Source organism: Intestinibaculum porci, from assembly GCF_003925875.1.
Taxonomy (GTDB): domain Bacteria; phylum Bacillota_I; class Bacilli_A; order Erysipelotrichales; family Coprobacillaceae; genus Intestinibaculum; species Intestinibaculum porci.
This window is the reverse complement of sequence record NZ_AP019309.1, coordinates 2,526,061-2,550,412: the sequence shown is the minus strand read 5'-3', so window position 1 is coordinate 2,550,412 and position 24,352 is coordinate 2,526,061. Positions and strand designations below refer to the sequence as shown.

Here is a 24,352-nt window from a genome sequence, read left to right as displayed (position 1 = left end):
AATCATATGTTAAATACAATATTCTATATGTAGGTGTAAATGAATAAGATGATTTGATAAAATATTGGCAGAGGTGGTATGAATGGGATACAAAGACTTATTTGATGATGTGATCTTTAAAAGAGGAATGGGTTACTACAGTGATGATCGGGTCCATCATGTTAAGATGGATGGACATGTCTTAACGGGTGAAGTGGATGGGACAAAGAAATATCATTGTAAGATTACTTTTGATGCATCTGGTGAAGTGAAGAAAATGAGTTGTGATTGTCCTTATGGAGAAAATGGCACGCCTTGCAAGCATGAAGCTGCTTTGCTGGTAAAATTTACGTATGGGGATTTACCATTCTTAGCGGATGGTGATGAATTTGATGATTTTGTGGCGGAAGTTAATGAAGGAACTAAAAATGCATTCTTGGCGCAGCTTTTTAGAAATGATCCAAGGCAGTTAGAAGCGTTTAAAAGATTTGCCCATATTGCTTTAGATGAGCAGGATCTGATGCAAATGATCGCGTATATGGAAGGAATTGTTGAGAGGAATACGGCAAAAGGATTTATTGATTATTATGCGATGCCTGATTTTGATGAAGAAATGAATTCGGTGTTTGAAGATATTCATAATTGCATGGAGGAAAACCGTAAACATGCTTTCTGTTTGATTTTAGCCACATATGATGCTTTGCTCAATGTGGAATGCGATGATAGTGATGGGCGTCTGGGTATGATGTTCAAGCATTTAGGGGATTATTTAGGCATATTATTGAGTGATGCTTCGCAAGAAGAATTAGATATCTATTACGATAAGATTATGTCACTTGTTAAAGATCCTCGCTGTGATGATCAGGAATATCTGCTTAATGCCCTGACAAAAGTGACTGTTAAAGAATATGTAGATCGTTTTAATGATGCGATTGAAAATTTAATGGATGACGATGATGGGTTTCGGGATTATACCCATTTCCTGATTGAAAGTCATATCAATAATCATGCACCTATCGAGCAAGTATTAACCGAATATCATAGTCTGCATCCAATGCTTAAACGTGATATGGCGAAACGTGTATGCAATTATCTGTTAGATTGTGAAGAATATGATCTTTTTGAAAAAGAACTCAAACAATTACTAAAAGAAATGCCCGATCGGGATAATACTGAATATATGGAAATGCTGAAGGATTTCTATAAGAAGATAGGTAATCATCAGGCTTATTTCAAAACACTGGAAGATCTCTTTTTCAAGCATCCTTATAATAAAGATTACTATCATGAATACAAAGATGTAATTGGAGATGACTGGAATCAAAAGCGAAATGATATTTTCAATCGCATTCCAGAAAGTATTGGGAAAAAGAATATTTATTTTGAAGAAGGTATGTATGATCAGCTGATGTCATGTTTAGAGAATTTTGGCTCAATATCTGATCTGGAAGAATACATGGATGTATTAAAAGATCAATATAGTGACAGACTCATTACGGCGATGGCTAAAGACATTGACGAAATGGCTTTACGTACCTCTAATCGTTATACATACCGCTCTATTGCTTATCATATGAATAGAATGTTGGCAATTGATGGGGCGAAAGATACAGTGATCTCTTTATTATCGAAGTTTAGATCAAAATATCGGAACCGTCGGGCGATGCAGGATGAACTAAAGGCAGTTGAGATCGCTTTAAGTGAACAGGCATAACTTATAAAACATTTAGGTGTAAGCTTAAATGTTTTTTAATTGTCTTAGGTGTGATTTATAGAACATAAAATAAGTAAGATGAGATGAGGGATTGTTTTGGAAAAGAGTTGGAAGATGTTTCCCTGTCATACACATTGAATAGGTTTTAGAAGCGAAAAGGATTGACTTAAGTGATGAAAAGACCATTAATGATTTTTAAGCGGGGGAGAAACATGTAATGGCATGAAAGTTATCATTCTTGAATAGAGTGAAAGGTTAGTGTAGAATAACCCTGTAGAAAGGGGATTATTAATAATGACATTAGATCAATTAGAAATAGGTGAAACAGGCTACGTCGACGTGGTCGGCGGTAATGGAGCACTGCGCCAGCATTTCTTAGATATGGGTCTGATCCCTGGCGCAGAGGTTACCATCGTCAAATATGCACCAATGGGTGATCCGATTGAAATGCGTATTCATGGCTATGAGTTAACATTGCGCCGTGATGATGCAAAAAATATCACTGTTCATAAAGTCAAAAAGACAGATCATATACATAATAAGGGTGAGGAATTTCATGAACATCCTGGCTTAGGTGAAGATGGCGTACGTTATCATGACCGTAAACAGGAACATCCTTTGCCGGAAGGGACAACACTAACCTTTGCTTTAGCGGGGAACCAGAATGCAGGGAAAACCACTTTATTCAACCAGCTAACGGGTTCTAATCAGCATGTGGGGAACTTCCCTGGTGTCACTGTTGATCAGAAAAGCGGAGTGATTAAAAATCATAGTGAAACCCAGGTGGTAGATTTGCCAGGAATTTATTCTTTATCGCCTTATACGACTGAAGAAATTGTCTCTCGTCGTTATATTCTCGATGAACAGCCCAAAGGGATTATTAATATTGCCGATGCAACAAGTATTGAACGTTCGCTGTATTTAACGATGCAGTTAATGGAACTTGATACGCCAATTGTGTTAGCCTTAAATATGATGGATGAAATGATTGGTAATGGCGGCGGCGTAGATATTAATAAAATGGAACATATGTTAGGTATTCCAGTGGTACCGATCTCCGCTGCGAAAAATGAAGGGATTGACGAACTTGTCCGTCATGCGATTCATATCGCTAAATATCAGGAAAAACCACTGGTTACTGACTTCTGCGGGGAAAATGATTATGGCGGTGCTGTCCATCGTGCCATTCATGCCACGATGCATTTGATTGAAGATCATGCCAAAGCAGCCCACTTACCATTACGTTTTGCGGCGACGAAAGCCTTGGAAGGTGATCATCGTATTATTCAGGCCTTAGCGTTAGAAGAAAATGAAAAAGAAATGATCGAACATATCGTTAAGCAGATGGAAAATGAACGTGGCTTAGATCGCAGTGCGGCGATTGCGGATATGCGTTACAGCTTTATTATGAAAGTTGTTGATGCCTGTGTAAAGAAACCAAAAGAATCGAAAGAACGTTTGCGTTCTGAACGTATTGATCGTATCTTGACGGGAAAATATACGGCTATTCCGGCTTTTGTTCTCATTATGGGATGTGTCTTCTTTTTAACCTTTAATGTGATAGGAGCCTACTTACAAGGCTTATTAGAAGATGGCATTGGGGCTTTATCTCATGTCGTGGATCATGCCTTTACTTTATGGCATGTTAACAGTGTTGTGCATTCCTTAGTCATTGATGGAATTTTCAATGGGGTAGGAACTGTGTTATCGTTTGTACCAATTATTGTCACATTATTCTTCTTCCTTTCCATTTTGGAAGATTCTGGTTATATGGCGCGTATTGCCTTTGTCATGGATAAACTGTTACGTAAGATTGGTTTATCGGGACGTAGCGTGGTACCGATGCTGATTGGTTTTGGCTGCTCCGTGCCAGGGGTTATGTCGACGCGTACGCTGCCGAGTGAACGTGATCGAAAATTAACGATCATGATGATTCCTTTTATGAGCTGTACGGCGAAATTGCCAATCTATGCTTTCTTTACCGCTGCTTTCTTCCCGCATCGCGGGGGTTTAGTGATGTTATTCTTATATATCACAGGTATTGTCGTTGGGATTTTAACGGCGTTAGTATTAAAGAATTCGTATTTCAAAGGGGAAGCTGTTCCTTTTGTCATGGAATTACCAAATTACCGTATGCCAAGTGCGAAAAATGTCTTAGAACTGTTATGGGATAAAGCGAAAGACTTTGTGGAAAGAGCCTTTACCGTTATTTTTGTAGCTACGATTATTATCTGGTTCTTACAGACTTTCAACTTCTCCCTTAATGTTGTACAAAATTCTAAAGATTCAATCTTAGCGGTTATTGCTGGATTCTTAGCGCCATTATTTAAACCGGTTGGTTTTGCAGACTGGCGCATTGTGACAGCCTTGATTTCAGGCTTTATGGCCAAGGAATCAGTTGTCTCGACATTATCAGTCTTATTTGGTTCAACCAAAGCCTTGCAGGCAGTTTTAACACCAGCTAAAGCATTATCATTATTAGTCTTCTGTTTACTGTATACACCATGCGTTGCAGCGATCTCTTCGATCAAGCGTGAATTAGGGGGAAAGATGGCTTGTGTGATTGTGTTATTCCAGTGTGGGATAGCTTATCTTTGTGCTTTTATTGTGTACTTATGCACGATGATTCTATAAAAAAAGATGGTTCCAAGACGGAACCATTTTTTTAATGGGAGAAGGTGAATCGTAAGGGATGTCTTTGATAAGATTTCGTATAGAAGTAACTATACAGTGTTGCGGTGAAGACGGAGAGGGCAACCATCAGACATTCATTAGGGAAATAAATGGTTGGCAGATGGAAGGCTCTAAAGAAATAACGATAACACATATGGAATAAGAAGATTTCTAAGGAATGTTTCCCAAAGAAATTGAGGATTTGCATCATGTTATTTGAGATATATTCTAGCACCGCGGAAAACATTAACATTGTTGGTAAGGCTAACAAAGCCGCAATATAACGCTGGTAGACACCCCAGAATGGTAAGCCGATATTGGTTTTGAAAACACGTAATGTGATGGCACCGATAAAGCAGAGACAATAGAATAAAATAGCTTTATGAGAAATGGTTTTTTCTTCATAGACAAGTTTACCGAAATAGACGCCAATCATAAAGATGGGTAAACGGGTTAAGAGAATCTCGATATTATCGAATAAAGCGGGATTGATGATGGCGATAGCGGTATTGAATAAAATAGTAGCCGCAATCAAACCGATTAAAGAGCGTAATTCATGATGGGAATCATTAATGAAATGATTAATGAATGGGAATAATAAGTAACAGAGCATAATACATAAGATGTACCAGAAGGTTCTGAAGCCTCGTTCAAAGAAGGTAATAAAGAATAAGCCTTTGAAAAATTTAAAGGGATCAAAGCCACGGTTAATATAGTAAATAATAAAGAAGATGCTGCCGATGGCTAAATAAGGAATCAGGACACGACTGAAACGTTTTTTATAAAAAGGTATGAGCTCATGTTTTTTATGCCAGGAATAGAACAATCCAATACCTGATAAGAATAAGAAGATTTCAACGCCAAAGGTGGAGACGACATCAAGGACGCTGCGGCCAATCGCATAAGCGATGGTGCCTTGACTAAAGTAGAGTGTTAAATCTTCAAAGTAATGCATACAGATAATACTGATCATGGCTATGCCCATAAGTGGGGTACGGTATTTTGATAATATATGGTAATTGAGTTTCACGAAATCACTCCTTTGTAAGCACCTGCATTGTAAAACGAAAATATGTGGGTTTCAAGGTTAAATTTTGTAAAGAATGTATAAAATTTATGCGTTTAAGGCTTATTTAAGGGACTATTTTAAAAAGACAAAAGTTTATTTCCAAGTAATAAAAGATCATTTATAATGGAGAAGTGAAGAGGAGGGTTCTTATGGATTCGAATGAAAATAAAGAAATCTTGGTGACTGAATCAAAAGATGAGAAAAAAGTCCCAACAATTACTAGTAAATTAAGACATAATATCTTAGAGATCCCCAAAGAAGTATATAAAGCCAGCGGGATTGTTATTTATGGACGACGCATTAAGTCGTTTGTCTTCTCGACGGATATTGCGATTATTCGTAACTGTGATGCTGATGCTGTCTTTGCGGTTTATCCGTTTACGCCCCAACAGGCCATTTCTAATGCGATTATTTCCAATAGTTATATTCCAGTCTTCTGCGGTGTCGGCGGCGGGACAACCAATGGTTTAAGAACGATTGGCTTAGCCAAAGATGTCGAAGCGCAGGGCGCGATGGGTGTCGTATTAAATGCCCCGATCACGAATATGAACTTATTAGCGGTGGCCAAATCCGTCGATATTCCGGTGATCATTACCGTGGTTTCGGAAGACACCAATATTGATCGTCGCTTAGAATCTGGCGCTTCTATTATTAATGTGGCAGCGGGTGCGAAAACGGCGGATGTTGTCCGTTCGATCCGCTCGCGCTATCCGGATTTGCCAATCATTGCCAGCGGCGGCAAGAGTGGGGAAACGATTCTGAAAACGATTGAAGCGGGGGCGAATGCGATTACCTATACGCCGCCAACAACAGCGGAACTCTTTAGTGCGATGATGACCAAATATCGTTAATATAACAGGATAATTCCTCTTTCGATCAAAGATATGTGATATATTTCTTAAAAAATTCTTAAGATTTAGTGTTGACATATGGCTCCTCTATGATAGAATAGAGAGCGTCAACTTAAGAAAATATTAAGAAATGTGAAAGACTTTTTTAAGATAAAAGAAAAAGAAAATTAAGAAAGAGGGATTTTATGAAATCTAAAAAGCGTATCTTTGCCTTAGTACTGACATTATGTTTAGCGATCGGAGCGGCAGCTTTCGCTCATGGGTTAACGACTTCTGCATCATCTAATGGTCGTGAGATCTATAATTTATTAACCACAAAATATGGTTTCAATGGAGCACAGGCTTCAGGAATCGTTTCTAATATCTATTATGAATCAGGCTTTAACCCAAATGCTGGCGGTGTCTGCTATGGCTTAGTGCAGTGGACTGGAGCGCGTAAATCTGCTATGAGAAGATATGCCGGCCGTTTAGGTTACTCAGGATCTTCAGTGAAAGGTCAGGTTGCTTATTTAGTTCATGAATTAAAGACTTCTGAAAGAGCTGCTTACTCAAGAATTAAAGCGGCCCCTAATAATGCGAGTGGTGCTTATTCATCTGGTTATGCTTTCTGTTATTACTTCGAAAGACCTGCCAATAAGTTATCTCGTTCTCGTCAGCGCGGTAATAAAGCAAGATCATTCTTTGCGCAGTATAAAGGCTCAAAGGCTGCGGGAAAAGCGTCTTCTGCAAGTACTTCAGCCGTGAAAGCTAACAAGAGTTCAAAAACATATAAACCAGGTACTTATAAGTTAAGATTAACAATGACTTTAAGAGCCAAACCATCAGTTAATTCTAGTGCTGTTGGATCTGTCGCTAAAGGTAAAAAAGTGAAAGTCACAACAATCAAGAATAAGAAGTGGGCTGCTTACAAAGTAAATGGTAAAACAAAATACTTCTCATTAAAATACGCTACAAAGGTTGCTTAACCTTTGTGGCTTTTTTGAATTTTAGAAAGGGACTTTATGACTTTGCGTAATTCTTAAGAAAATCTTAAGAATATATTGACAGTTTTTCCATGTCATGGTAAAGTTGTAGCCGTAATAAAAAATTCCGTATCAGATGAGGAGGACATGTATGAAGAAATTATATAAGTGTTTAGGGGCTTTAGTTTTAGTTTTAGCATTAGGGGTACAGGTTGCCAGCTCAGTATCGATCGGTGCCACTTCTAATGAAGCATCAATCTATTCCCTGTTGACAAATACATATGGTTATAATACCGCTGCCGCATCTGGTATTTTATCAAACTTATATCATGAATCAGGCTTTAACCCTACCGCTAAATCTGGTCCTTCGATCGGTTTATGTCAGTGGTTAGGCGGGCGTAAGACAAACCTGATTTCTTATGCAAGAAATCATGGCTATTCTGCTTATTCGATCAATGGTCAGGTGGCTTTCTTAGACTATGAGTTAAAGACTGGCTACAGCAGCTTATACAGCTACTTACATTCTGTAGACAATACAGCGAGCGGTGCTTACAATGCAGCTTATAAGTTCTGTTATGTCTTTGAAAGACCAGCTAATAAAGTGTATCGTTCAAGTCAGCGTGGTGCTACAGCTCGTTCTACTTACTTCACAAAGTATAAGAACTCTGATACTTCCATTGCGACTGACGCTTCTTTATCTAATAACGCTGTAACGACTGATGATAATCAGGACAACAATGTAGCTGATGATAATACTTCAGCCGCTAAGTATACAAAAGGGACATATACCACTAACTTAGATATGAATGTGCGTTCAAAAGCGGCGATGTCAGGTAAAGTTATTGGCTATGTTTCAAGAGGTTCAACAGTGAAAGTCTCTTCAGTTAAAAATGCTAAATGGGGTAAAGTGAAACTTTCTGGTAAAACAGGTTATGTTTCATTAAAATACTCAACGAAAAAATAATGCTTAAGCCGGTCAATGCCGGCTTTTAAAGTATAAAAAACGGTTATCTCGGGATAACCGCTTTTATTTTAAGATAATCGGATTCATGTAATCTTTTAAAGAGACATGAGTGATACTTTGATAAGCATCATTTAAAGCGTCATGATCAATGATTAACTGATTATCATCGATGCTTGTCGCTTCATAAATAGCAGGTAATAGGTCCTGATCATTGACTTTGATACGATAATGAGAGCCCCAGGTCATCTCTTCATCAGATAAATGACAGGTTAAATCTAAATCATGCATGTTTAAGGCTAAGACACTTAAATAGGCTGAAAGGATTTTAACGATCTGTTCACGATTCTTTTTGATCAGATACTTTTTTTGCATCTCCTGGTATAAATTGTTTAATGTCTCTGGTAAGACATTAAGCGTGGCATAAGTGAGATCAAGATCACTTTGATCTAATAAGCTGTCTACGTAACTAAATAAAATATGGTTACAAGAAAGCTCCGATTGGGTTCGTTTACTGCGATAGCCATCTAAGGCATCGTTCATTTCACCATGATCAAATTCCTGATAGAGCTGATACATGAGTTTTACACTTTGATTTTTAAACTTTGGTTCCATTTTTCCACCTCTATTGACTTATTGTATCACTATTATGTATTGTTTTGTATTATAATGAGAGATCGAAAGGGGCTTCTTATGGGAAAGAGAAAACTAAAAAAATCATGGGCATCACTGTTTGTGGTCCTGATCTGCATTGCCTGCGCAATTGCGGGACTTTCTTATTATAATAGATTACGTTTTTCACCGAAGAGAGATGCATCACAGTATTCGTCGGAAGATCTTTATGCATCGGTATCTGAAGACTCACACATTAAGACTTCGATGGAATCTGGTGAACGTTATTATAATAATGAGATGATTATTTATACCAAGGGACATATGGAAAAAGTCATTGATCACGTGCAAAGACTTTATAACTGTAAGCTAGTGGGGAAAAATGTTTTTGACGAGTCTTTTCTCATTCGTTTTCCTGATGGTATCAGTTTTGATCAACTATCAAAACGACTCAATAAAGTCAAAAACTTCGAATATGTTTATAACGTTTCTAAAAACTATGCGATTACCATTGATGATGAATCATTGCCTTATTGGCAACAAGGTAGCTGGAAACATCGTTATGGCGGATCGAACTGGTCGATGAAAGCGATCAATGCACCATATGGATGGCAGTATCAGTCATTAATGAAAAGTGTTAATGTTGGTATTCTTGATACTGGCTTTGATAGTGATGCTGAAGATTTAAAAGGAAAGCTCACGGTATTAGGGGAAAACAGTGAAGATACGGATCATGGCAGTCATATCGCAGGGATTATTGGCGCTAATAGTACCAATAAAGAAGGTGTTGCTGGATTAGCACCGAAAGTATCAATGTATGGTGTTTGTGAAGAAAAGCATACGTCTATTTATTCAATTATGACCAACTTTCATATTTTAAATGAACAAGGGTGTAAGATTATTAACTTAAGTATTGGCAGTGATGAATTAAGCTTTGCGGCGACAGAAGGCAATACCAATGCGAAAAATGCGATTCGCAGAATGAGTAAGTTATTAGCTTATTCGATTTCTAAGTTTAAACATCCTTCGTTATTAGTCGCTTCTAGCGGTAATGCGAATGCCTTTAAGTACATTCAGGTTGATGATGCTTTTTATGGCTATAAGAAACTAGTGAAGAAAGATGGGAAGAAAGGCTTTTATGATGATCGCGGGGAATGGAATCGTTATAATGCGAAAATCTATGGTGATCAGTTAAAAGGTGACTGTGATGCTTACTGGAATATCTTCAATTATATTGATGATTCTCGTTTAAGTTCTAAGATTATGGTGGTTGGCAGTGTCTCTTTACATAAGAAACACTATAAGGTATCTGATTATTCTGTAGGAGGCACAAGGGTAAATGTTTTAGCCCCGGGTGATCATGTCTATTCAGTATTACCTTCATCTAATAGTGATTATGGCTATTTATCAGGGACATCACAGGCAGCGGCTCATGTCACTGGTTTAGCGGCCTTACTGCTTTCGATGAACCATTCTTTATCTATTACGCAGTTATTAGATGGCATTATTAATACAGCTGATGTGGCAACGAATGATTTAACGATGATTAATGCCAAGTCAGCGATTCACCAGATCTTAAAGGATCATCCGATTTATACGACATTATCAGGGCGAATCTTAGATGAGAATAAGAAACCGATGAAAAATGTCACGGTGAGTACATCTGCTGAAGGGAAGACAATTTCTACCTATACGACGAAAGATGATGGCAAGTATACTTTAAAAGCGCGGATTGGAGAAACAAAATTAAAAGCTACTTGCAGTCTTTATGCGACCTATACGAAGAAATATACGATCAATACAAAGAATCAGAAGATCAAAGATATTGTCTTAGATAAAGAAAAGTGGAAAGAAGAATACGTGAACTTTATTAAAGTCCATCCTGGGACAAGTTATGCTTTATGGAAAGTAGATAGCAACAATACGCCTGAATTAATGGTCTTTGGTTCATCATCTAACTACTTTGTGACTTATAAGAATAAACATCTCTATCAGATGGATATGGGTCCACAGTTAAGTAATAAAGGCTATAGTGAAAAGGGTAACTTAGTCTATGCCTCTTATACGAAAGATAAGACGACATATGACTGTTACTATAAGATTGGAACAAGTGGTATGAATACTGTTCATATTGGACAAATCACTGGTAACTCTTATATTTGGGATGTCTCTGGCGTAGATAGTAAGACATACCAAAAGAATAAAGGCATTATGGATGCCAGACTTCACGCTTCAACGACAAAAGAATATAATTCAAGCTCTATTGAAAAGGCTATTATGGATTACTAACAAAATTCCATCTCATTTGAGGTGGGATTTTTTATAATCGTTTTTTATAGAAAAGAACGCTATTATTACATTTCACTTTTAATAGTTATAATTCGTATTAAATAAATATTGTTATCAGGATATATTGTTTTACCTATAGTAAATAGGGTTGACATATTTAAAAGTTTGATGATAATAAGCAGTGAGAGTGCATGACTATTGGCTTCAACTATTTATAGCGTGCACTCTCTTTTTTATTATGGTAATAATGTAGCGCGGTGACGCAGGTAATAAAAATAACCAAATGTGTCAGCAATAAACCAACCGATAGGGATCGATACCCAAATGCCCACTTCTCCCCAAATGGGGGCAAAAGCATAGGCTAAGACAACACGAAGCCCTAATGAGATGATGGTTAATACTAATGACATTTGTGGTTTGTCGATAGAACGATAGAGGCCATATAAGAGGAATAAACAGCCAATGCCGACATAGAAGGCGCCTTCGATACGTAAGTAGCGTACTCCAGAAGAAATGACTTGAATTTCATGGGCTTTCACAAATAGCATCATCAGCGGCTTGGCAAAGATAAAGACTAATAAAGATAATATTAGTGAAAATAGCGCGCTTACGCACGTGGCAATCTTAATTCCAGAGCGTAAGCGCTTTTTGTGGTGCGCACCAAAGTTTTGGGCGATAAAGGTAGAAAAGGCGTTTCCAAAATCCTGAACTGGTAAATAGGCAAAGGTATCAATCTTAACGGCTGCCGCAAAGCCGGCCATGGTAATGGCGCCAAAACTATCGACTAAACGTTGGATTAATAAAATACCAAAGTTCATGCAGGATTGTTGGAGACAGGTAAATAAGGAATATTTAGTGATTTCGGAAAGGATTTGTGAATCATAATGGCAATGTCTTTTCCTTGGCATATAGGCTTGGCAATGTTTACAAAAATAGAGAGTAATTCCAATGGCACTGATATATTGGGCAATAACTGTCGCTAAAGCAGCGCCACCGATACCCATATGAAAGACTATAATAAAAACTAAATCTAAGATGATGTTAATGAGGGCTGATACCCCTAAGAAATAAAGGGGAGTAAGGGAATTACCGACAGCTCGTAAGATACAGGTAATAAAATTGTAAAGAGCAACGGCAATCATACCGCTAAAGATAATAAGTAAGTATGTCTGTGTGCCATACAATAATGACTGGGGAATCTGTAAAAAGTGTAGGATTGGGTTGATTCCTAGATATACGAGTATAGTTAGGATGATGGTAATACTCATGATGAGGAAGAAGGAGTGAACAATGGTACTCTTTAAACGCTCTTCTTCCTGCTTGCCTAAATCAATAGATAATAAACTGCTTACACCCATGGCTAAACCGATAAAGATAGATGTTAAGAAAGTCATAAGGGCGTAGGCAGAGCCAACAGCAGCTAAAGCGTGGGAGCCGATAAAACGACTGACAATCAGGGTGTCCGCGATATTATAAAACTGCTGGAGCAGGTCTCCGGCGATCATTGGTAATGAAAATAAGATTAAGTTTTTAGTAATAGGTCCTTTAGTTAGATCGTAGTACATTTTTATAAATCCTCATTTCTATATATTATTATACGGAATGGATGCAAAAAAGGAACGTAAAACTTAAAATAGCTAATTTAAAAATTTCTTGGGATATTGTGGAAAAGCACGGAAAAAGATACCTAAAATAGAATAATAGGATTTAAATGAAGGAATAAATATGAGAATGAAATGTAAGATTTAAGGCTAATAAGCAGAAAAAGAAATACATCAGACGGATGTACCAGTTACTCAAAGTACAAGCAAACCTTTATCAAAGTCAAAGGGGAAAACTGTCAATACGAATGGATGAAGTGCTATTAAAAAAGCAGTCACATCTTCTCAAAAGGCTGATTTGACGCATGCTAATGATGTCAATATAAATTACACCAATTTGGATCATTTTATTTTCCATTTTGGATCGTTTAGATTTACCAATTTTGGTGATTTTAAATGATCCAAATTGGTAAGTTATGTGATCCTTTTTGGTTATCTTTAGATTACCATCATTACATGCCACTTAACGCGGGTTACGGCCAGACAGAGTAAAACAACACGTCAAAGCAGTCAGCTTAAGTGGAAGAAAGTTAAGAAGGTTAAGAAATATATTGTCTTTGGCACGACGCTTCGTAAAAAATATAAGTTATTAGGGAAAGTGAAGAAGACCTCTTACATCCATAAGAAAATGAAGAAGAATTCTTATCATCAGTACATGGTTGTAGCGATGGACTCAAATGGTTAAAAGTGAACTTCCAGCAGAGCGATCTATGTGAAAACAGGAAAGACGGTGACGAAGATCAAGACGTTTAAAATACTGAAAGTTAAAAAAGGCAAGAGTGTGAAAGTGAAAGCCAGTCTGAAAGGAAAGATCAAAGTTTATCGTAAGATAGAACTGGAATCTTCTTCTAGTAAGATTGTACGGGTGAAAGGCATGAAGGTTAAAGGCTTAAAGAAAGGCAAATGCACTGTTTATGCGTATGCCCAAAACGGTACGTGTGAACATTAAAGTCACAGTCAAATAACTTTTTTAAGATGTTTGCTCAGAAGTGATTGAACATCTTTTCATCGTAAGCAGCAAAGGAGTCATCAAAAAAGAGATTCTTTGATGAAGAATCTCTGAAACATTATTCAAATGGGAAATGATAGTTGAGATGATAACGGTCACGAATTTTAATGAATTCTTTCTGGACACTTTCGCCAATCGGTACACCTTTATCTTTACGCTCACACCAAGCTAAGTATTCTTTTTCACCTGCAGTGTAAATACGTGATTGACCAGGGGCTTTCTTTGACTGACGTAAGCTTCGACAAATCTCACCAGCAGTTTTACGGAATTCTTCTTCACCGCAGAAGAATTCAGGGTTAATAACGATAAAGAAATGGCCTAATGGGATATGTGTTTTATGACCTTCTTCATCTTTCCCACTTAACATTTTTAAGAAACTGCCAGCCTGCAAAGCGGCGGATAAGATTTCTACAACTGTCGCATAGCCATAGCCTTTATAACCTGCTAATTCTTCACCGATGCCGCCTAATGGTGCTAAAGCGGCCTGGCCTTTGGTGAGATCTTCTAAAATTTCCTGGGCATCTGTTAATGGCTCACCAGTTTGAGAGATAACGACGCCTTTAGGAATCGGTTTGCTTTCTCTGGCATAGACTTCAATTTTTCCTCTTTGCCAGATGGATGTCGCACAGTCTAAGACAAAATCAAAGGGTTCATCTGTTGGAAAGGCAAAGGTTAAGGGGTTGGTCCCTAACATATTTTCGACACCAAATGTTGGTGCGATAGATGGACGGGCATTGGTACCGCAAATACCTAATAAGCCTTGTTTACTAGCCATGGTAGCCCAGTAACCAGCAATGCCAAAATGGGTGGAGTTGCGTACCACTGCCATGCCCATTCCAAATTTCTTGGCTTTTTCAATGATTGCATTCATCGCCTTATAAGAAGCGACCATGCCCATGCCATCATGGGCATCTGCCACTAATGTGGTTGGGGTGTCTTTGATGACTTCGAAGTCTGTGACAGGTTTTTGAATACCGGCATTAATGCGGTCAATATAAATAGGTTTGAAACGATTGCAGCCATGGCTTTCAATACCGCGGCGATCGCTTTCTAATAAGACGTCGGCGCATATTTTCGCATCTTCTTCGGGAACGCCGACGGCTTTGAAAGCATCAATCATAAAATTATTAATAAGTGTCCAATCGACATATGGTCTTTGATCCATAATAATTACCTCCTACCACTATTGTAAACGCTTTATTTTAGAAAAGCGATGAAAACCGGTAAGTGGATGAAAAAATAATGACCTTTTGTGTTTTAAAATTGTTTTGCGTCTTAAAAAGATATTTCTTTTAGAATATATATTGGCGCATGGATGTGGTAAAATAGGGATAACGAGGAAGTGGTGCGATGAAAAAAATAGTGATGGGATTTGTGGCGCATGTAGATGCGGGAAAGACAACCTTAAGTGAAATCATGCTCTATGAATCAGGGAAGATTCGAAAACAGGGACGCGTTGATGATCGTTCGTCTTTCCTGGATTATGATGAATTAGAAAGACAGCGCGGCATTACGATCTATTCGAAAGTCTCTTCTTTTGATACCAAAGATACGCATTATACTCTTATTGATACACCAGGTCATATTGATTTCTCTGGAGAAATGGAAAGAGCTTTAAGTGTTTTAGATGTGGCAGTCTTAATTATCAGTGCGAATGATGGGGTGCAGTCACATACGAAAACGATCTGGAAATTATTGAGGGATTATCATATTCCTACGGTGATCTTTGTGAATAAGATGGATTTATCGCATTACACCCAGGAAGAACTTTGTGATCATTTAAAGCAGTTATCAGGAAATATCGTTTCTTTAGATGATGAAGAAGCCTTAGCGATGTGTGATGATCGCTTGCTTGATGAATATATGAATGATGGGCATATGCAGGAGGCGACGATCGCCCAGGCGATTGGTCATCGTCATGTTTTCCCAGTGATCTTTGGCAGTGCCCTCAAAAATGAAGGCACCAAAGAACTCATGGATTTACTTGATCGTTATACGCTGATGCGTGAAGATGATGTATTAAGTGGAATTGTTTATAAGATTGCCCATGATGATAAAGGCGAACGTTTAAGCTTTGTTCGCTTAAGTGGTGGGCACTTACATGTCAAAGATGAACTGCTTGGTGAAAAGATCAATCAGATGCGTCAGTATAATGGAGAAAAATATCAGCTGAGTGAGGATATGGGGCCTGGTGATGTATGTGCCTTGACAGGCTTAAAAGAAACGCAGGCAGGCATGTGTTTTGGAAATTATCAGGTACCTCACTATGAGTTAGAACCGTTTATGCATTATGCGTTGCATTTGTCTGAAAACAGTCAGAAAACGCAGATGTTGAAGAATTTAAGAGAACTCAGTGAAGAAGAACCGCTGCTGCATATCAAAATCGAAGATGGCGATCATATTACTGTTTCCTTAATGGGGGAAGTGCAGATTGAAATTTTGAAAGAGCTGATCAAAGATCGTTTCGGGGAAGAAGTGACGATTGATTCACGGCAGGTTGCTTATAAAGAAACGATTACCAAAGCGGTCGAAGGTGTTGGTCATTTTGAGCCATTACGTCATTATGCGGAAGTCCATCTTTTATTAGAACCAGGAGAAAAGGGCAGCGGTTTACAGTTTGAAAATGCCTGTGAGTCTTCTTTATCACCACATTATCAGCGTCTTATTATGACCCACTTACAGGAAGTAGAGCATGTAGGCGTATTAACGGGTTCGCCGATTACGGATATGAAGATCACCTTATTAGGTGGTCGATCACATGAGAAGCATACGGAAGGCGGCGACTTTAGAGAAGCGACTTACAGGGCGGTAAGACAAGGCTTAATGATGAGTGAAAGTAAGCTCTTAGAGCCTTATGAACATTATGAAATCACGATGCCAAGCAGCCTGATCAGTAAAGTTTTCTATGATTTTGAAGATTATGGCGTGCCTGCCATTACCAATGATGATGGTACGCAGGCTGTTTTATCAGGAAGTGCACCGGTGAGTTTCCTTTATGATTATCAGTTAAAATTATTGAATATGACAAAGGGATCTGGACAGATCAGTTTTAGTGATCCCTTCTATGATCAGGTTCTTAATGAAAAAGAAGTTATTGACGCGATCGGTTATCATCCGGAAGATGACTTATTACATCCAGCGGGCAGTATCTTCTGTAAACATGGCGCTGGTTATCATGTGCTTTATGATGAAGTATATGAGCATATGCATTTACCGCTTTATACGAGGCAAAAGGAATTAGCGCCATTACATCATCGGGCATATAATATTTCTGATGAAGAAGTGAAACGGGTTTATGAAAATACCTATGGCAAGCAGGAAAGAAAATTGGCTAAGGATTTCTATGGCGCTTCCTCAAAAGGGTATGTCGAAGCCAATGTGAGTCAAAGTAAACCAGTGTGTTTATTAGTGGATGGTTATAATGTCATCTTTGCCTGGGACAAACTGAAAAAGATTGCGCAAAGCAATTTAGGGGCTGCTAGAGATTCGTTAATAGATATTATGGCGAGCTATCAAGGCTATAAAGGCTATACTTTGATTTTAGTTTTTGATGCTTATAAGGTGGAAGGTCAGTTAGGCTCTTTAGAGAAATATCATAATATTTATATCGTATATACGAAGGTAGCCCAAACGGCGGATGCGTATATTGAAAAAGCGACGAAACATCTTTCGAGTGAATACCGGGTTATGGTGGCGACATCGGATAACTTGGAACAGAAGATTGTTGTGGGCCATGGTGCTTTACGTCTTTCTTCGCGAGAGTTGTTAAAAGATGTCGAAGCTACAAATAGGCAGGAACAGGAAGATTTCAATCGTCGTAATCCCAAGATGCATAACACAATGATGGAAGATTTTCCGAAAGAATAATGTTTTATTGATTTCAAAAATAAATTAAACTAGAATATACTATGAGAAGAGGAGGGGACGTTATGACCTATAATGTGGAAAATAAAAGCTTTGATATACGTCCAAACTGTGTCGTTGGGGTGGGGGCTTCCGCCGGCGGGCTGGAAGCCTTACAGCAGTTTTTAACATTCTTACCAAGTGACACTGGCATGGCCTTTGTCATTATCCAGCATTTATCGCCAGATCATAAAAGTTTACTTGTCGATATTTTAGGCAAGTATACGGCGATGCCGGTAACCGAAGCGGAAGACGGCATGCGCGTCGAACGCAATCATATTTATTTACTGCCGCCAAAATATAATATTGAAATTATTTCAGATACTTTATACTTAAGTGAATATAACCATTCACATATCAATCACCCTATTGATATTTTCTTCCGTTCCCTAGCGAACGCGTATGAAAACAGAGCGGTAGCGGTCATTTTATCTGGTACCGGCAGCGATGGGACGAATGGCATTCGTTCCATTAAAGAAAACAATGGGATGATCATTGTCCAGACGCCTGATAGTGCGAAATTTGATGGCATGCCGCGTAATGCCATTTCCACAGGCTTTGTGGATTTAGTCCTCAATCCTGATGCCATTGCGAAAGAAATGAGTCATATCGCCAAATCGATGAGTAATACGGAAACCCGTGTTGAACTCACCGATAGTGATCTGATGAGTCAGGTGTTTGCGATTTTAAAGAATATTACCAATGTCAATTATACATATTATAAGCAGACAACGGTTTTAAGAAGGATTGAGCGGCGTATTGTGGTGACCCATAATCGCTCTTTGCAGGACTATGTCAATTACTTAAGCAATAACGAAGAAGAAGCGCGTTTATTAGCCAAAGAAGTCTTAATTGGGGTGACGCGGTTCTTCAGAGATCCGGATTACTTTGATGTCTTGAAAGATCGGGTTATTAAACAGATTGTTTTAAATACAAAACCAAGTGAACTGATTCGTGTCTGGGTCGCTGGCTGTTCCACTGGTGAAGAAGCTTACTCGATTGCCATTTTATTTGCGGAAGTGTTTGAAGAGTTAGGGGAAAAGCGTGATATTAAGATCTTTGCGACCGATTTAGATCAGGATTCTATTAACTTTGCATCTCGCGGTGTTTATGGAGACAATATCATTGAAGATATTTCGGTGGCTCGTTTATCCCGTTTCTTTACGCGTAAGGGCTCGAAATACGTGGTTAACCATGAGATTCGCCGGATGATTATCTTTGCCCAGCATAATGTCTTCCAAGATCCGCCATTTGGTAAATTGGATCTCATCTCTTGTCGTAATATGCTGATCTATTTCCAGACGATCTTACAGAAGAATCTCTTTAGTATCTTCCATATGGCCTTAAAGGATAAGGGCTACTTATTCTTAGGCAGAAGTGAATCGGTCTCAAGCTTTGATAATGTCTTCCAGGCTTTCTGCCCGAATGAAAAGATCTTTATTCATAATGCCCAGGGCAAAGCCCCTAGTCATGAACGGATTACCTATTCCTTATCGAGCGTAGAAAACTATCTGGATCCGTCACCAACGGTACATACGAAAGATGATTTTGATAGTGCTTATACATCAAGTGAATTAGATACGAAGATCTTAGAAAACTTAATGCCTGCGACAGTCTTAGTCGATGAAAAGAATACCCTCCAGCATTCTTATGGCTCATGCCAGGATTTCATCACGATTCCAGCTGGTCAGGTAACTTTAGATATCTTCTCGTTAGTAAGAACGGACTTAAAGATCGCTGTCAGCAAGACTTTAAAAGAAGCCCGGGAAACGGATAGTCGTGTTTCTTATGATAAAGTGCCGGTAAAGATTTCAAATAAACCTGAATATATTACCGTGGTTGCAACCCCAGTGGCTGATAAGTTAGGTGATAAAACCGGGATGGTTGCTGTTTCCTTTATTCGTGAAAACAGACCATTGCCCGATGATGTCAAAGACTTTAATATCGATACAGCTAGTGCAGAACGTATTTCTGACTTAGAGAAAGAATTACATTTAACCCAGGATAACTTAAAGAATACGGTCACGGAATTAGAAAGTGTCAATGCGGAATTACAGGCCGCCAATGAGGAATTATTAACAGCTAACGAAGAATTACAGTCTTCTAATGAAGAGCTGCAGTCTGTCAATGAAGAGTTATATACTGTCAACTCTGAATATCAGGCCAAAGTATCGGAATTAGGCAGTTTGAATGATGACTTAGCGAACTTCCTATCAACGACGTTAGTCGGGATTATGATGGTTGATAATGACTTAAATATCCGTAAGTTTACGGAATATATCAGCAGTGAATTCAATGTCGCGGAGCAGGATGTTGGTCGTACTTTACGTTATATCGCTTATAACTTTGCGACGATTGATTTGATGGCTTTATCTAGACAGGTGCAGAAAACCCACAATCCAGTGGAATTACACTGCGCGAGTGTCGCTGGGAAAACGTACTTAGTGCGTATTGCCCCTTATCGTAAAACAAAGAATCATCAAAGCAATGAAAAAGATGATGAATTACAGGGCTTAGTTATTACCTTTGTCGATACAACCAAACAGGTTAATGATCAGCAGCAAATTGATGAAATGGCCAAAGCTTTACGAGTGGCGATGCGGACATCGCAGGAAAAGGAAGCGTTCCTTTCTCATATGTCCCATGATATGCGTACACCAATGACCGCGATTACTGGTTTGACGCAGTTATCCTTATTAGAGAAGGATATTCCGCCTAAGATTAAGGAAAACCTTATTAAGATTTCAACCTCAAGTAAGTATTTATTAAACTTAATTGATGAAGTCTTAGAAACCAGCAAGATCAATGCGGGTAAGGTGGTCTCAATTGCCAGTGCTTTACCAGAAAATCAAGTCTTTGATGATGTCAATGCAATTATTATGCAGAAGGCTAAGAATGCCAATCTGAACTATGAATCGAAGTTCTTTGGCTGTGAAGGCAAAGTAGCGATGGTGGATTCTGAACACTTAACGCGGATTTTGATTAACTTATTAACCAATGCCATTAAGTTTACCCCAGCTGGCGGCCATATCCGCTTTGAAGCGTATGCAAAATATCATGATGAGAAGATCTATCATACGTATAAGGTGATCGATGATGGCTGTGGGATTGATCCAAGCTTCCAGAAACGCATGTTCTTACCATTCGAACAGGAAAATGAAATCAAAGGCTTACGTGAAGGTACGGGTTTAGGTTTATTCATTGTTCGTTCCCTGGTTGATTTACTAGGCGGCAGTATTACCTGTGATTCAAAGCGTGGCGAAGGTTCAACCTTCACGGTTGAGTTAACCTTAGAAAAAGCCACTCCCGAACAGATTGCCCGGGCGGAAGAAAACAACGAAGGGGTCTATGCCTCTAACTTACGAGGCAAGATGGTCTTAGTGGTTGAAGATAGCCAGATCAATGCGGAAGTCATTGTCAACTTATTAAAAGCCAAAGGCATTAACTCAGAAGTCGCAGCCAATGGTGAAGAAGCGGTTAAGATGTATAAAGAGAAAGCACCTTATTACTATAATGCCATCTTAATGGATATTATGATGCCTGTAAAAGACGGCTTTGAAGCGACGAAGGAAATTCGTGAATCCAAAGCCGCGGATGCGGATTCGATTCCAATCGTTGCATTAACCGCAGATACTTTTGCGGCGACCGAAGAGAAATGTTTAAAAGCAGGGATGAATGGGCATTTACCAAAACCTATTGATACCAATGCTTTATATACGATTCTTTCTAAGGAAATTGAAAGAACTGATCATCAGCAAATTTAAGCGTCACATTGTGGCGCTTTTTGGCTCAATATTTTACTGCAGTTTTTGAGTTGACGTTGACAGTTATCCCTTTCCTGATTATCATAAAAATAGAAGACGTTTAGATAATTATCACTGTTTTATATTCGCAAAATTTTTGGCCTAAGTTAACAATCAAAGATGAAAAGTGTAAAAGAAAATGGATAATTATAATCAAATGTTTTCATAAGTTTTTCTTTGGGATGTGATTATTCGTGACTAAAATCAAATATAAAATATACTACGGTCATCATGCTACATCAAAAAATATTGCAACTAAAATAATTGAGACTAATCATTTTGAAAAAAGCACAAATGATATTATAAATAATGATTATATTTTGGATAAAAATGTGAAATATCATTGGCTAGGTAATGGCATATATTTTTGGGATGATGATATTGATATTGCAAAACTTTGGGGCAAGCAAAAATTTGGGAATAAATATGCTGTACTTTTAGTACCGCTAAAGGTTGAAAGAGATAGAGTTTTTGATTTAAGAAAGGAAATTAATAGAAAAGCAGCAATTACGTTAATGGAAAAAATAATTGAGAAATGTAATAATTTTGAAGAATTGGATATTATGCTGAAGAATAGGGCAATCGGATTTGCCTGTGAGTTGATGCAAAATAAAGCTAATAATTATGACTTGTATTATAATGACTTTCAGGTGAGTTCAAAAAATCAAATTTCATTTCCAATTAAATTAACTCCTCAAATATGTGTGACAAATGATTCGATAATCCAATATAATGAAATTGAAGTGGTTTATGAGAAAGGAGATGAATAAAATGTTTGAATTAAAAAAAGATGTAACATTTGATAGTTTAGATGAGGAAAGCCAAAAGCTCTTGTCAATTTTAGGTTTTGAATCAGGTGATAATTTAAGTCAAATGGCTGAAGATTTATTGAAAAAAAAGGGTGTCTCTTTAAATGAATATTTAACAGGTGAAAAAGATCCTATTAATCAAAAAGAAAGCGAAATTAAATGGAGTAAAGCATACGAGTGTATTGATAAGGTATCAAAACAATTATCAAATAAAATGGTTTTTAACTCCAAAAGAAATAATAAGGAAAAGAAATACAGTGAAATGATTTTTATTTTTAACCAACCAAAAGATAGCAAAAACATAAATGAAGATCATCAAACTTTTGTCTACGATAGAAATAATAATGGAGATAGCTCAAATGTTGGATATAACGCTTAAGAAAATGTTTGTTGAAAATATTGAATATAAATATTTAAATAGAGAAAAAGAGGATCAAAAAAGTAATTTTAGGCTTGGTTATTCTTTTAATCAATTAGATAAATGTTTGTATGAATTTGGCCTTAATGTTTTATGTGTTAGTGATAAAGATGATAGTAACTTGAATATTCAAGTAGGAATGAAAGTGTTGCTCGAATCAAAATTTGATGAAGCAGATGAGTTAGACAGTGATGAGCTTGAATATTATTTGAAAAATACAGGAGCAACAATTTTATTTCCGTATATTAGAAATATAATACAAACTATAAGTGGATATGATTCGTCGGGAGTAAACATTGTATTACCTGTGATTAATGTTGCAGAGGTGATACAAAGCATTGATAATCAGGACAAATAGGAAAAGTATTATTCCTAAATAAATATTCTATTTTGAAATTAAAGGTCACCGCGAACACGGTGCCCTTTTACCTCTTATTTCTCGATAAAATTAAAGCTAGTCAAATGTTTATGAAGTTTGAAATAAATAAGACCATTTAAGTTTGTTGATAAATAATAATGGAGAAAAAAAGCTATTGATATTTCCTGCTTAACTAATGAAACGAAAGAGAAAGCTCCTATAAGTACACTTATTGAAAGTGGTTATTTAGGTGATGCTTCACCTCAATATGAAGAGTGGTTTGCTTTAATGAAGTGTTTCATGAGTGAAGATATAGGAGTATAATGAGACTATCGGGAAAGAGGGAATATATGATGAATTTAAAATTAGGTAAGTGGATCTTAGTAAGTACAATGGCTTTATCGTTAGGAAATATGCATCATGTTCAGGCGGCGGAAATGCCAGCTGTGCAGGATGTGAAACTGATCCGTTTTTCAGGTCAGACAATTAAAGTGAGCTGGAAAGCCGTTAAAAGTGCAAAATATTATCATGTCTACTATCAAACGGGTAAAGGTGATTATAAGTTAGGGCGGACAACAGAAAAGACGTATGGCTTAATTACAAAACTTAAAAAGAATACGAATTATAAGGTTTATGTGACGGCTGGTAAGACGCAGAAAGCTTCTAAGGAAGATTCCCAGCCATCGGCTGTGAAATCGATGAAGACAAAAGCTTATAAAAGAACCATTGCCTTTGCTGGTGATTCGATTGTTGGCTGTTTACATTTACAGCCGACGATGATTACGAAAATGCATTCAACAGCCAATGTGAAGATGGTTGGCATTACATCGATTAACTCACGCACCTTTAGAACACAGCGTAAAGGAAAAGGAATGACGGGGATTGAACGCGTGAAGTCTTATCATCCTTATCGTGTCTATTTCTTGTTAGGATTAAATGAAGTCTGCTATCGACCATTTAAGGATATCTTAGCGGATCGTAAGAATCTGACAAATCAGCTGCGTAAGCAGAATCCTAACGTGGATGTGGTTTGGTGTGCGACCCCGCCAGTGACGAAAGCAGAAATGAAGAGAGCGCCACATATGCGTTTAACACCTGCATTAAATAAGGAAATGGAGAAGTTTGCGAAGAAGAATCATTGTGAATATTTAGATTACACAGCTTTCTTAAAAGACAAGAAAGGCTTCTTAAAAGGAAAATATGCCACGCCTGATGGCTTCCATTGGCAGAAAAATGCCTGTGAACAATTTGGCACACTTGTTGGTAAGTATGATAAAACATTAGATGATTAAAATTTATGATAATAACCAATAGTTATTGATTCCACCATACTTTTTTGAG

17 protein-coding genes are annotated in these 24,352 nt (G+C 37.7%); 13 read left to right on the top strand and 4 right to left on the bottom strand.

Going from position 1 to position 24,352, the window contains the following annotated elements:
* Positions 1–82 precede the first annotated feature (82 nt).
* Positions 83–1,693 carry an SWIM zinc finger family protein gene (locus SG0102_RS12070; RefSeq protein WP_125120157.1) on the top strand — a complete coding sequence of 537 codons (1,611 nt, stop codon included), beginning with the start codon at positions 83–85 and terminating at the stop codon, positions 1,691–1,693.
* A 294-nt stretch (positions 1,694–1,987) separates the two neighbouring features.
* On the top strand, positions 1,988–4,327 hold the full coding sequence (gene feoB / locus SG0102_RS12065; protein ID WP_125120156.1) for a ferrous iron transport protein B: 2,340 nt from the start codon (positions 1,988–1,990) through the stop codon (positions 4,325–4,327).
* A gap of 31 nt (positions 4,328–4,358) precedes the next feature.
* On the opposite strand, the gene SG0102_RS12060 is transcribed toward feoB, so the two are convergent.
* On the bottom strand, positions 4,359–5,396 hold the full coding sequence (locus SG0102_RS12060) for an acyltransferase family protein (protein ID WP_125120155.1): 1,038 nt from the start codon (positions 5,394–5,396) through the stop codon (positions 4,359–4,361).
* Between the two features lie 188 nt (positions 5,397–5,584).
* On the opposite strand from SG0102_RS12060, the gene SG0102_RS12055 reads away from it, so the two are divergent.
* The 3 genes from SG0102_RS12055 (at position 5,585) to SG0102_RS12045 (ending at position 8,212) form a co-directional block, all read left to right on the top strand.
* Positions 5,585–6,286, top strand: a complete 702-nt coding sequence (locus SG0102_RS12055) for a beta/alpha barrel domain-containing protein (protein WP_125120154.1) — start codon at positions 5,585–5,587, stop codon at positions 6,284–6,286.
* A 185-nt stretch (positions 6,287–6,471) separates the two neighbouring features.
* Positions 6,472–7,251 carry a phage tail tip lysozyme gene (locus SG0102_RS12050; protein ID WP_125120153.1) on the top strand — a complete coding sequence of 260 codons (780 nt, stop codon included), beginning with the start codon at positions 6,472–6,474 and terminating at the stop codon, positions 7,249–7,251.
* Positions 7,252–7,399: 148 nt separating this feature from the next.
* Positions 7,400–8,212: a phage tail tip lysozyme gene (locus SG0102_RS12045; protein WP_162300211.1), complete on the top strand. Its 813-nt coding sequence runs from the start codon at positions 7,400–7,402 to the stop codon at positions 8,210–8,212.
* Between the two features lie 63 nt (positions 8,213–8,275).
* Here SG0102_RS12045 and SG0102_RS12040 read toward each other — a convergent pair whose 3' ends face one another.
* Positions 8,276–8,824 (bottom strand): hypothetical protein, encoded by a 549-nt coding sequence (locus tag SG0102_RS12040; RefSeq protein WP_162300210.1) that lies wholly within the window; start codon positions 8,822–8,824, stop codon positions 8,276–8,278.
* Between the two features lie 78 nt (positions 8,825–8,902).
* Between SG0102_RS12040 and SG0102_RS12035 the strand changes: the two genes are divergently transcribed.
* A complete protein-coding gene (locus SG0102_RS12035) occupies positions 8,903–11,110 on the top strand; it encodes a S8 family serine peptidase (RefSeq protein ID WP_162300209.1) in 2,208 nt (735 codons plus the stop codon).
* Positions 11,111–11,346: 236 nt separating this feature from the next.
* Here the strand turns inward: SG0102_RS12035 and SG0102_RS12030 are convergent, their stop codons facing one another.
* Positions 11,347–12,675, bottom strand: coding sequence for an MATE family efflux transporter (locus tag SG0102_RS12030; protein ID WP_125120149.1), 1,329 nt, complete (start codon positions 12,673–12,675; stop codon positions 11,347–11,349).
* 748 nt (positions 12,676–13,423) lie between these two features.
* Here SG0102_RS12030 and SG0102_RS12025 point away from each other — a divergent pair.
* Complete coding sequence (locus tag SG0102_RS12025) at positions 13,424–13,660, top strand: Ig-like domain-containing protein (protein ID WP_157983047.1); 237 nt, start codon at positions 13,424–13,426, stop codon at positions 13,658–13,660.
* A 118-nt stretch (positions 13,661–13,778) separates the two neighbouring features.
* Here the strand turns inward: SG0102_RS12025 and SG0102_RS12020 are convergent, their stop codons facing one another.
* On the bottom strand, positions 13,779–14,885 hold the full coding sequence (locus SG0102_RS12020; protein ID WP_125120147.1) for an Ldh family oxidoreductase: 1,107 nt from the start codon (positions 14,883–14,885) through the stop codon (positions 13,779–13,781).
* A gap of 185 nt (positions 14,886–15,070) precedes the next feature.
* Between SG0102_RS12020 and SG0102_RS12015 the strand changes: the two genes are divergently transcribed.
* The 6 genes from SG0102_RS12015 (at position 15,071) to SG0102_RS11990 (ending at position 24,303) form a co-directional block, all read left to right on the top strand.
* Positions 15,071–17,587, top strand: a complete 2,517-nt coding sequence (locus SG0102_RS12015; RefSeq protein WP_125120146.1) for a translation factor GTPase family protein — start codon at positions 15,071–15,073, stop codon at positions 17,585–17,587.
* A gap of 62 nt (positions 17,588–17,649) precedes the next feature.
* Positions 17,650–21,387, top strand: a complete 3,738-nt coding sequence (locus tag SG0102_RS12010; protein WP_162300208.1) for a chemotaxis protein CheB — start codon at positions 17,650–17,652, stop codon at positions 21,385–21,387.
* A gap of 233 nt (positions 21,388–21,620) precedes the next feature.
* Complete coding sequence (locus SG0102_RS12005) at positions 21,621–22,196, top strand: hypothetical protein (RefSeq protein ID WP_125120144.1); 576 nt, start codon at positions 21,621–21,623, stop codon at positions 22,194–22,196.
* Position 22,197: 1 nt separating this feature from the next.
* Complete coding sequence (locus SG0102_RS12000) at positions 22,198–22,614, top strand: hypothetical protein (RefSeq protein ID WP_125120143.1); 417 nt, start codon at positions 22,198–22,200, stop codon at positions 22,612–22,614.
* Complete coding sequence (locus SG0102_RS11995; protein WP_157983046.1) at positions 22,595–23,011, top strand: protein-export chaperone SecB; 417 nt, start codon at positions 22,595–22,597, stop codon at positions 23,009–23,011. Before SG0102_RS12000 ends, SG0102_RS11995 begins: the two co-directional genes overlap by 20 nt.
* Before the next feature lie 350 nt (positions 23,012–23,361).
* A complete protein-coding gene (locus tag SG0102_RS11990; RefSeq protein ID WP_157983045.1) occupies positions 23,362–24,303 on the top strand; it encodes a GDSL-type esterase/lipase family protein in 942 nt (313 codons plus the stop codon).
* Positions 24,304–24,352 lie beyond the last annotated feature (49 nt).

What these genes read in the sequence shown, in the direction of transcription:
- SG0102_RS12070 (WP_125120157.1), top strand. Translation starts at nt 83, where the DNA reads ATGGGATACAAAGACTTATTTGATGATGTGATCTTTAAAAGAGGAATG.
- feoB (WP_125120156.1), top strand. Translation starts at nt 1,988, where the DNA reads ATGACATTAGATCAATTAGAAATAGGTGAAACAGGCTACGTCGACGTG.
- SG0102_RS12055 (WP_125120154.1), top strand. Translation starts at nt 5,585, where the DNA reads ATGGATTCGAATGAAAATAAAGAAATCTTGGTGACTGAATCAAAAGAT.
- SG0102_RS12050 (WP_125120153.1), top strand. Translation starts at nt 6,472, where the DNA reads ATGAAATCTAAAAAGCGTATCTTTGCCTTAGTACTGACATTATGTTTA.
- SG0102_RS12045 (WP_162300211.1), top strand. Translation starts at nt 7,400, where the DNA reads ATGAAGAAATTATATAAGTGTTTAGGGGCTTTAGTTTTAGTTTTAGCA.
- SG0102_RS12040 (WP_162300210.1), bottom strand. Translation starts at nt 8,824, where the DNA reads ATGGAACCAAAGTTTAAAAATCAAAGTGTAAAACTCATGTATCAGCTC.
- SG0102_RS12035 (WP_162300209.1), top strand. Translation starts at nt 8,903, where the DNA reads ATGGGAAAGAGAAAACTAAAAAAATCATGGGCATCACTGTTTGTGGTC.
- SG0102_RS12030 (WP_125120149.1), bottom strand. Translation starts at nt 12,675, where the DNA reads ATGTACTACGATCTAACTAAAGGACCTATTACTAAAAACTTAATCTTA.
- SG0102_RS12020 (WP_125120147.1), bottom strand. Translation starts at nt 14,885, where the DNA reads ATGGATCAAAGACCATATGTCGATTGGACACTTATTAATAATTTTATG.
- SG0102_RS12015 (WP_125120146.1), top strand. Translation starts at nt 15,071, where the DNA reads ATGAAAAAAATAGTGATGGGATTTGTGGCGCATGTAGATGCGGGAAAG.
- SG0102_RS12010 (WP_162300208.1), top strand. Translation starts at nt 17,650, where the DNA reads ATGACCTATAATGTGGAAAATAAAAGCTTTGATATACGTCCAAACTGT.
- SG0102_RS12000 (WP_125120143.1), top strand. Translation starts at nt 22,198, where the DNA reads ATGTTTGAATTAAAAAAAGATGTAACATTTGATAGTTTAGATGAGGAA.
- SG0102_RS11995 (WP_157983046.1), top strand. Translation starts at nt 22,595, where the DNA reads ATGTTGGATATAACGCTTAAGAAAATGTTTGTTGAAAATATTGAATAT.
- SG0102_RS11990 (WP_157983045.1), top strand. Translation starts at nt 23,362, where the DNA reads ATGATGAATTTAAAATTAGGTAAGTGGATCTTAGTAAGTACAATGGCT.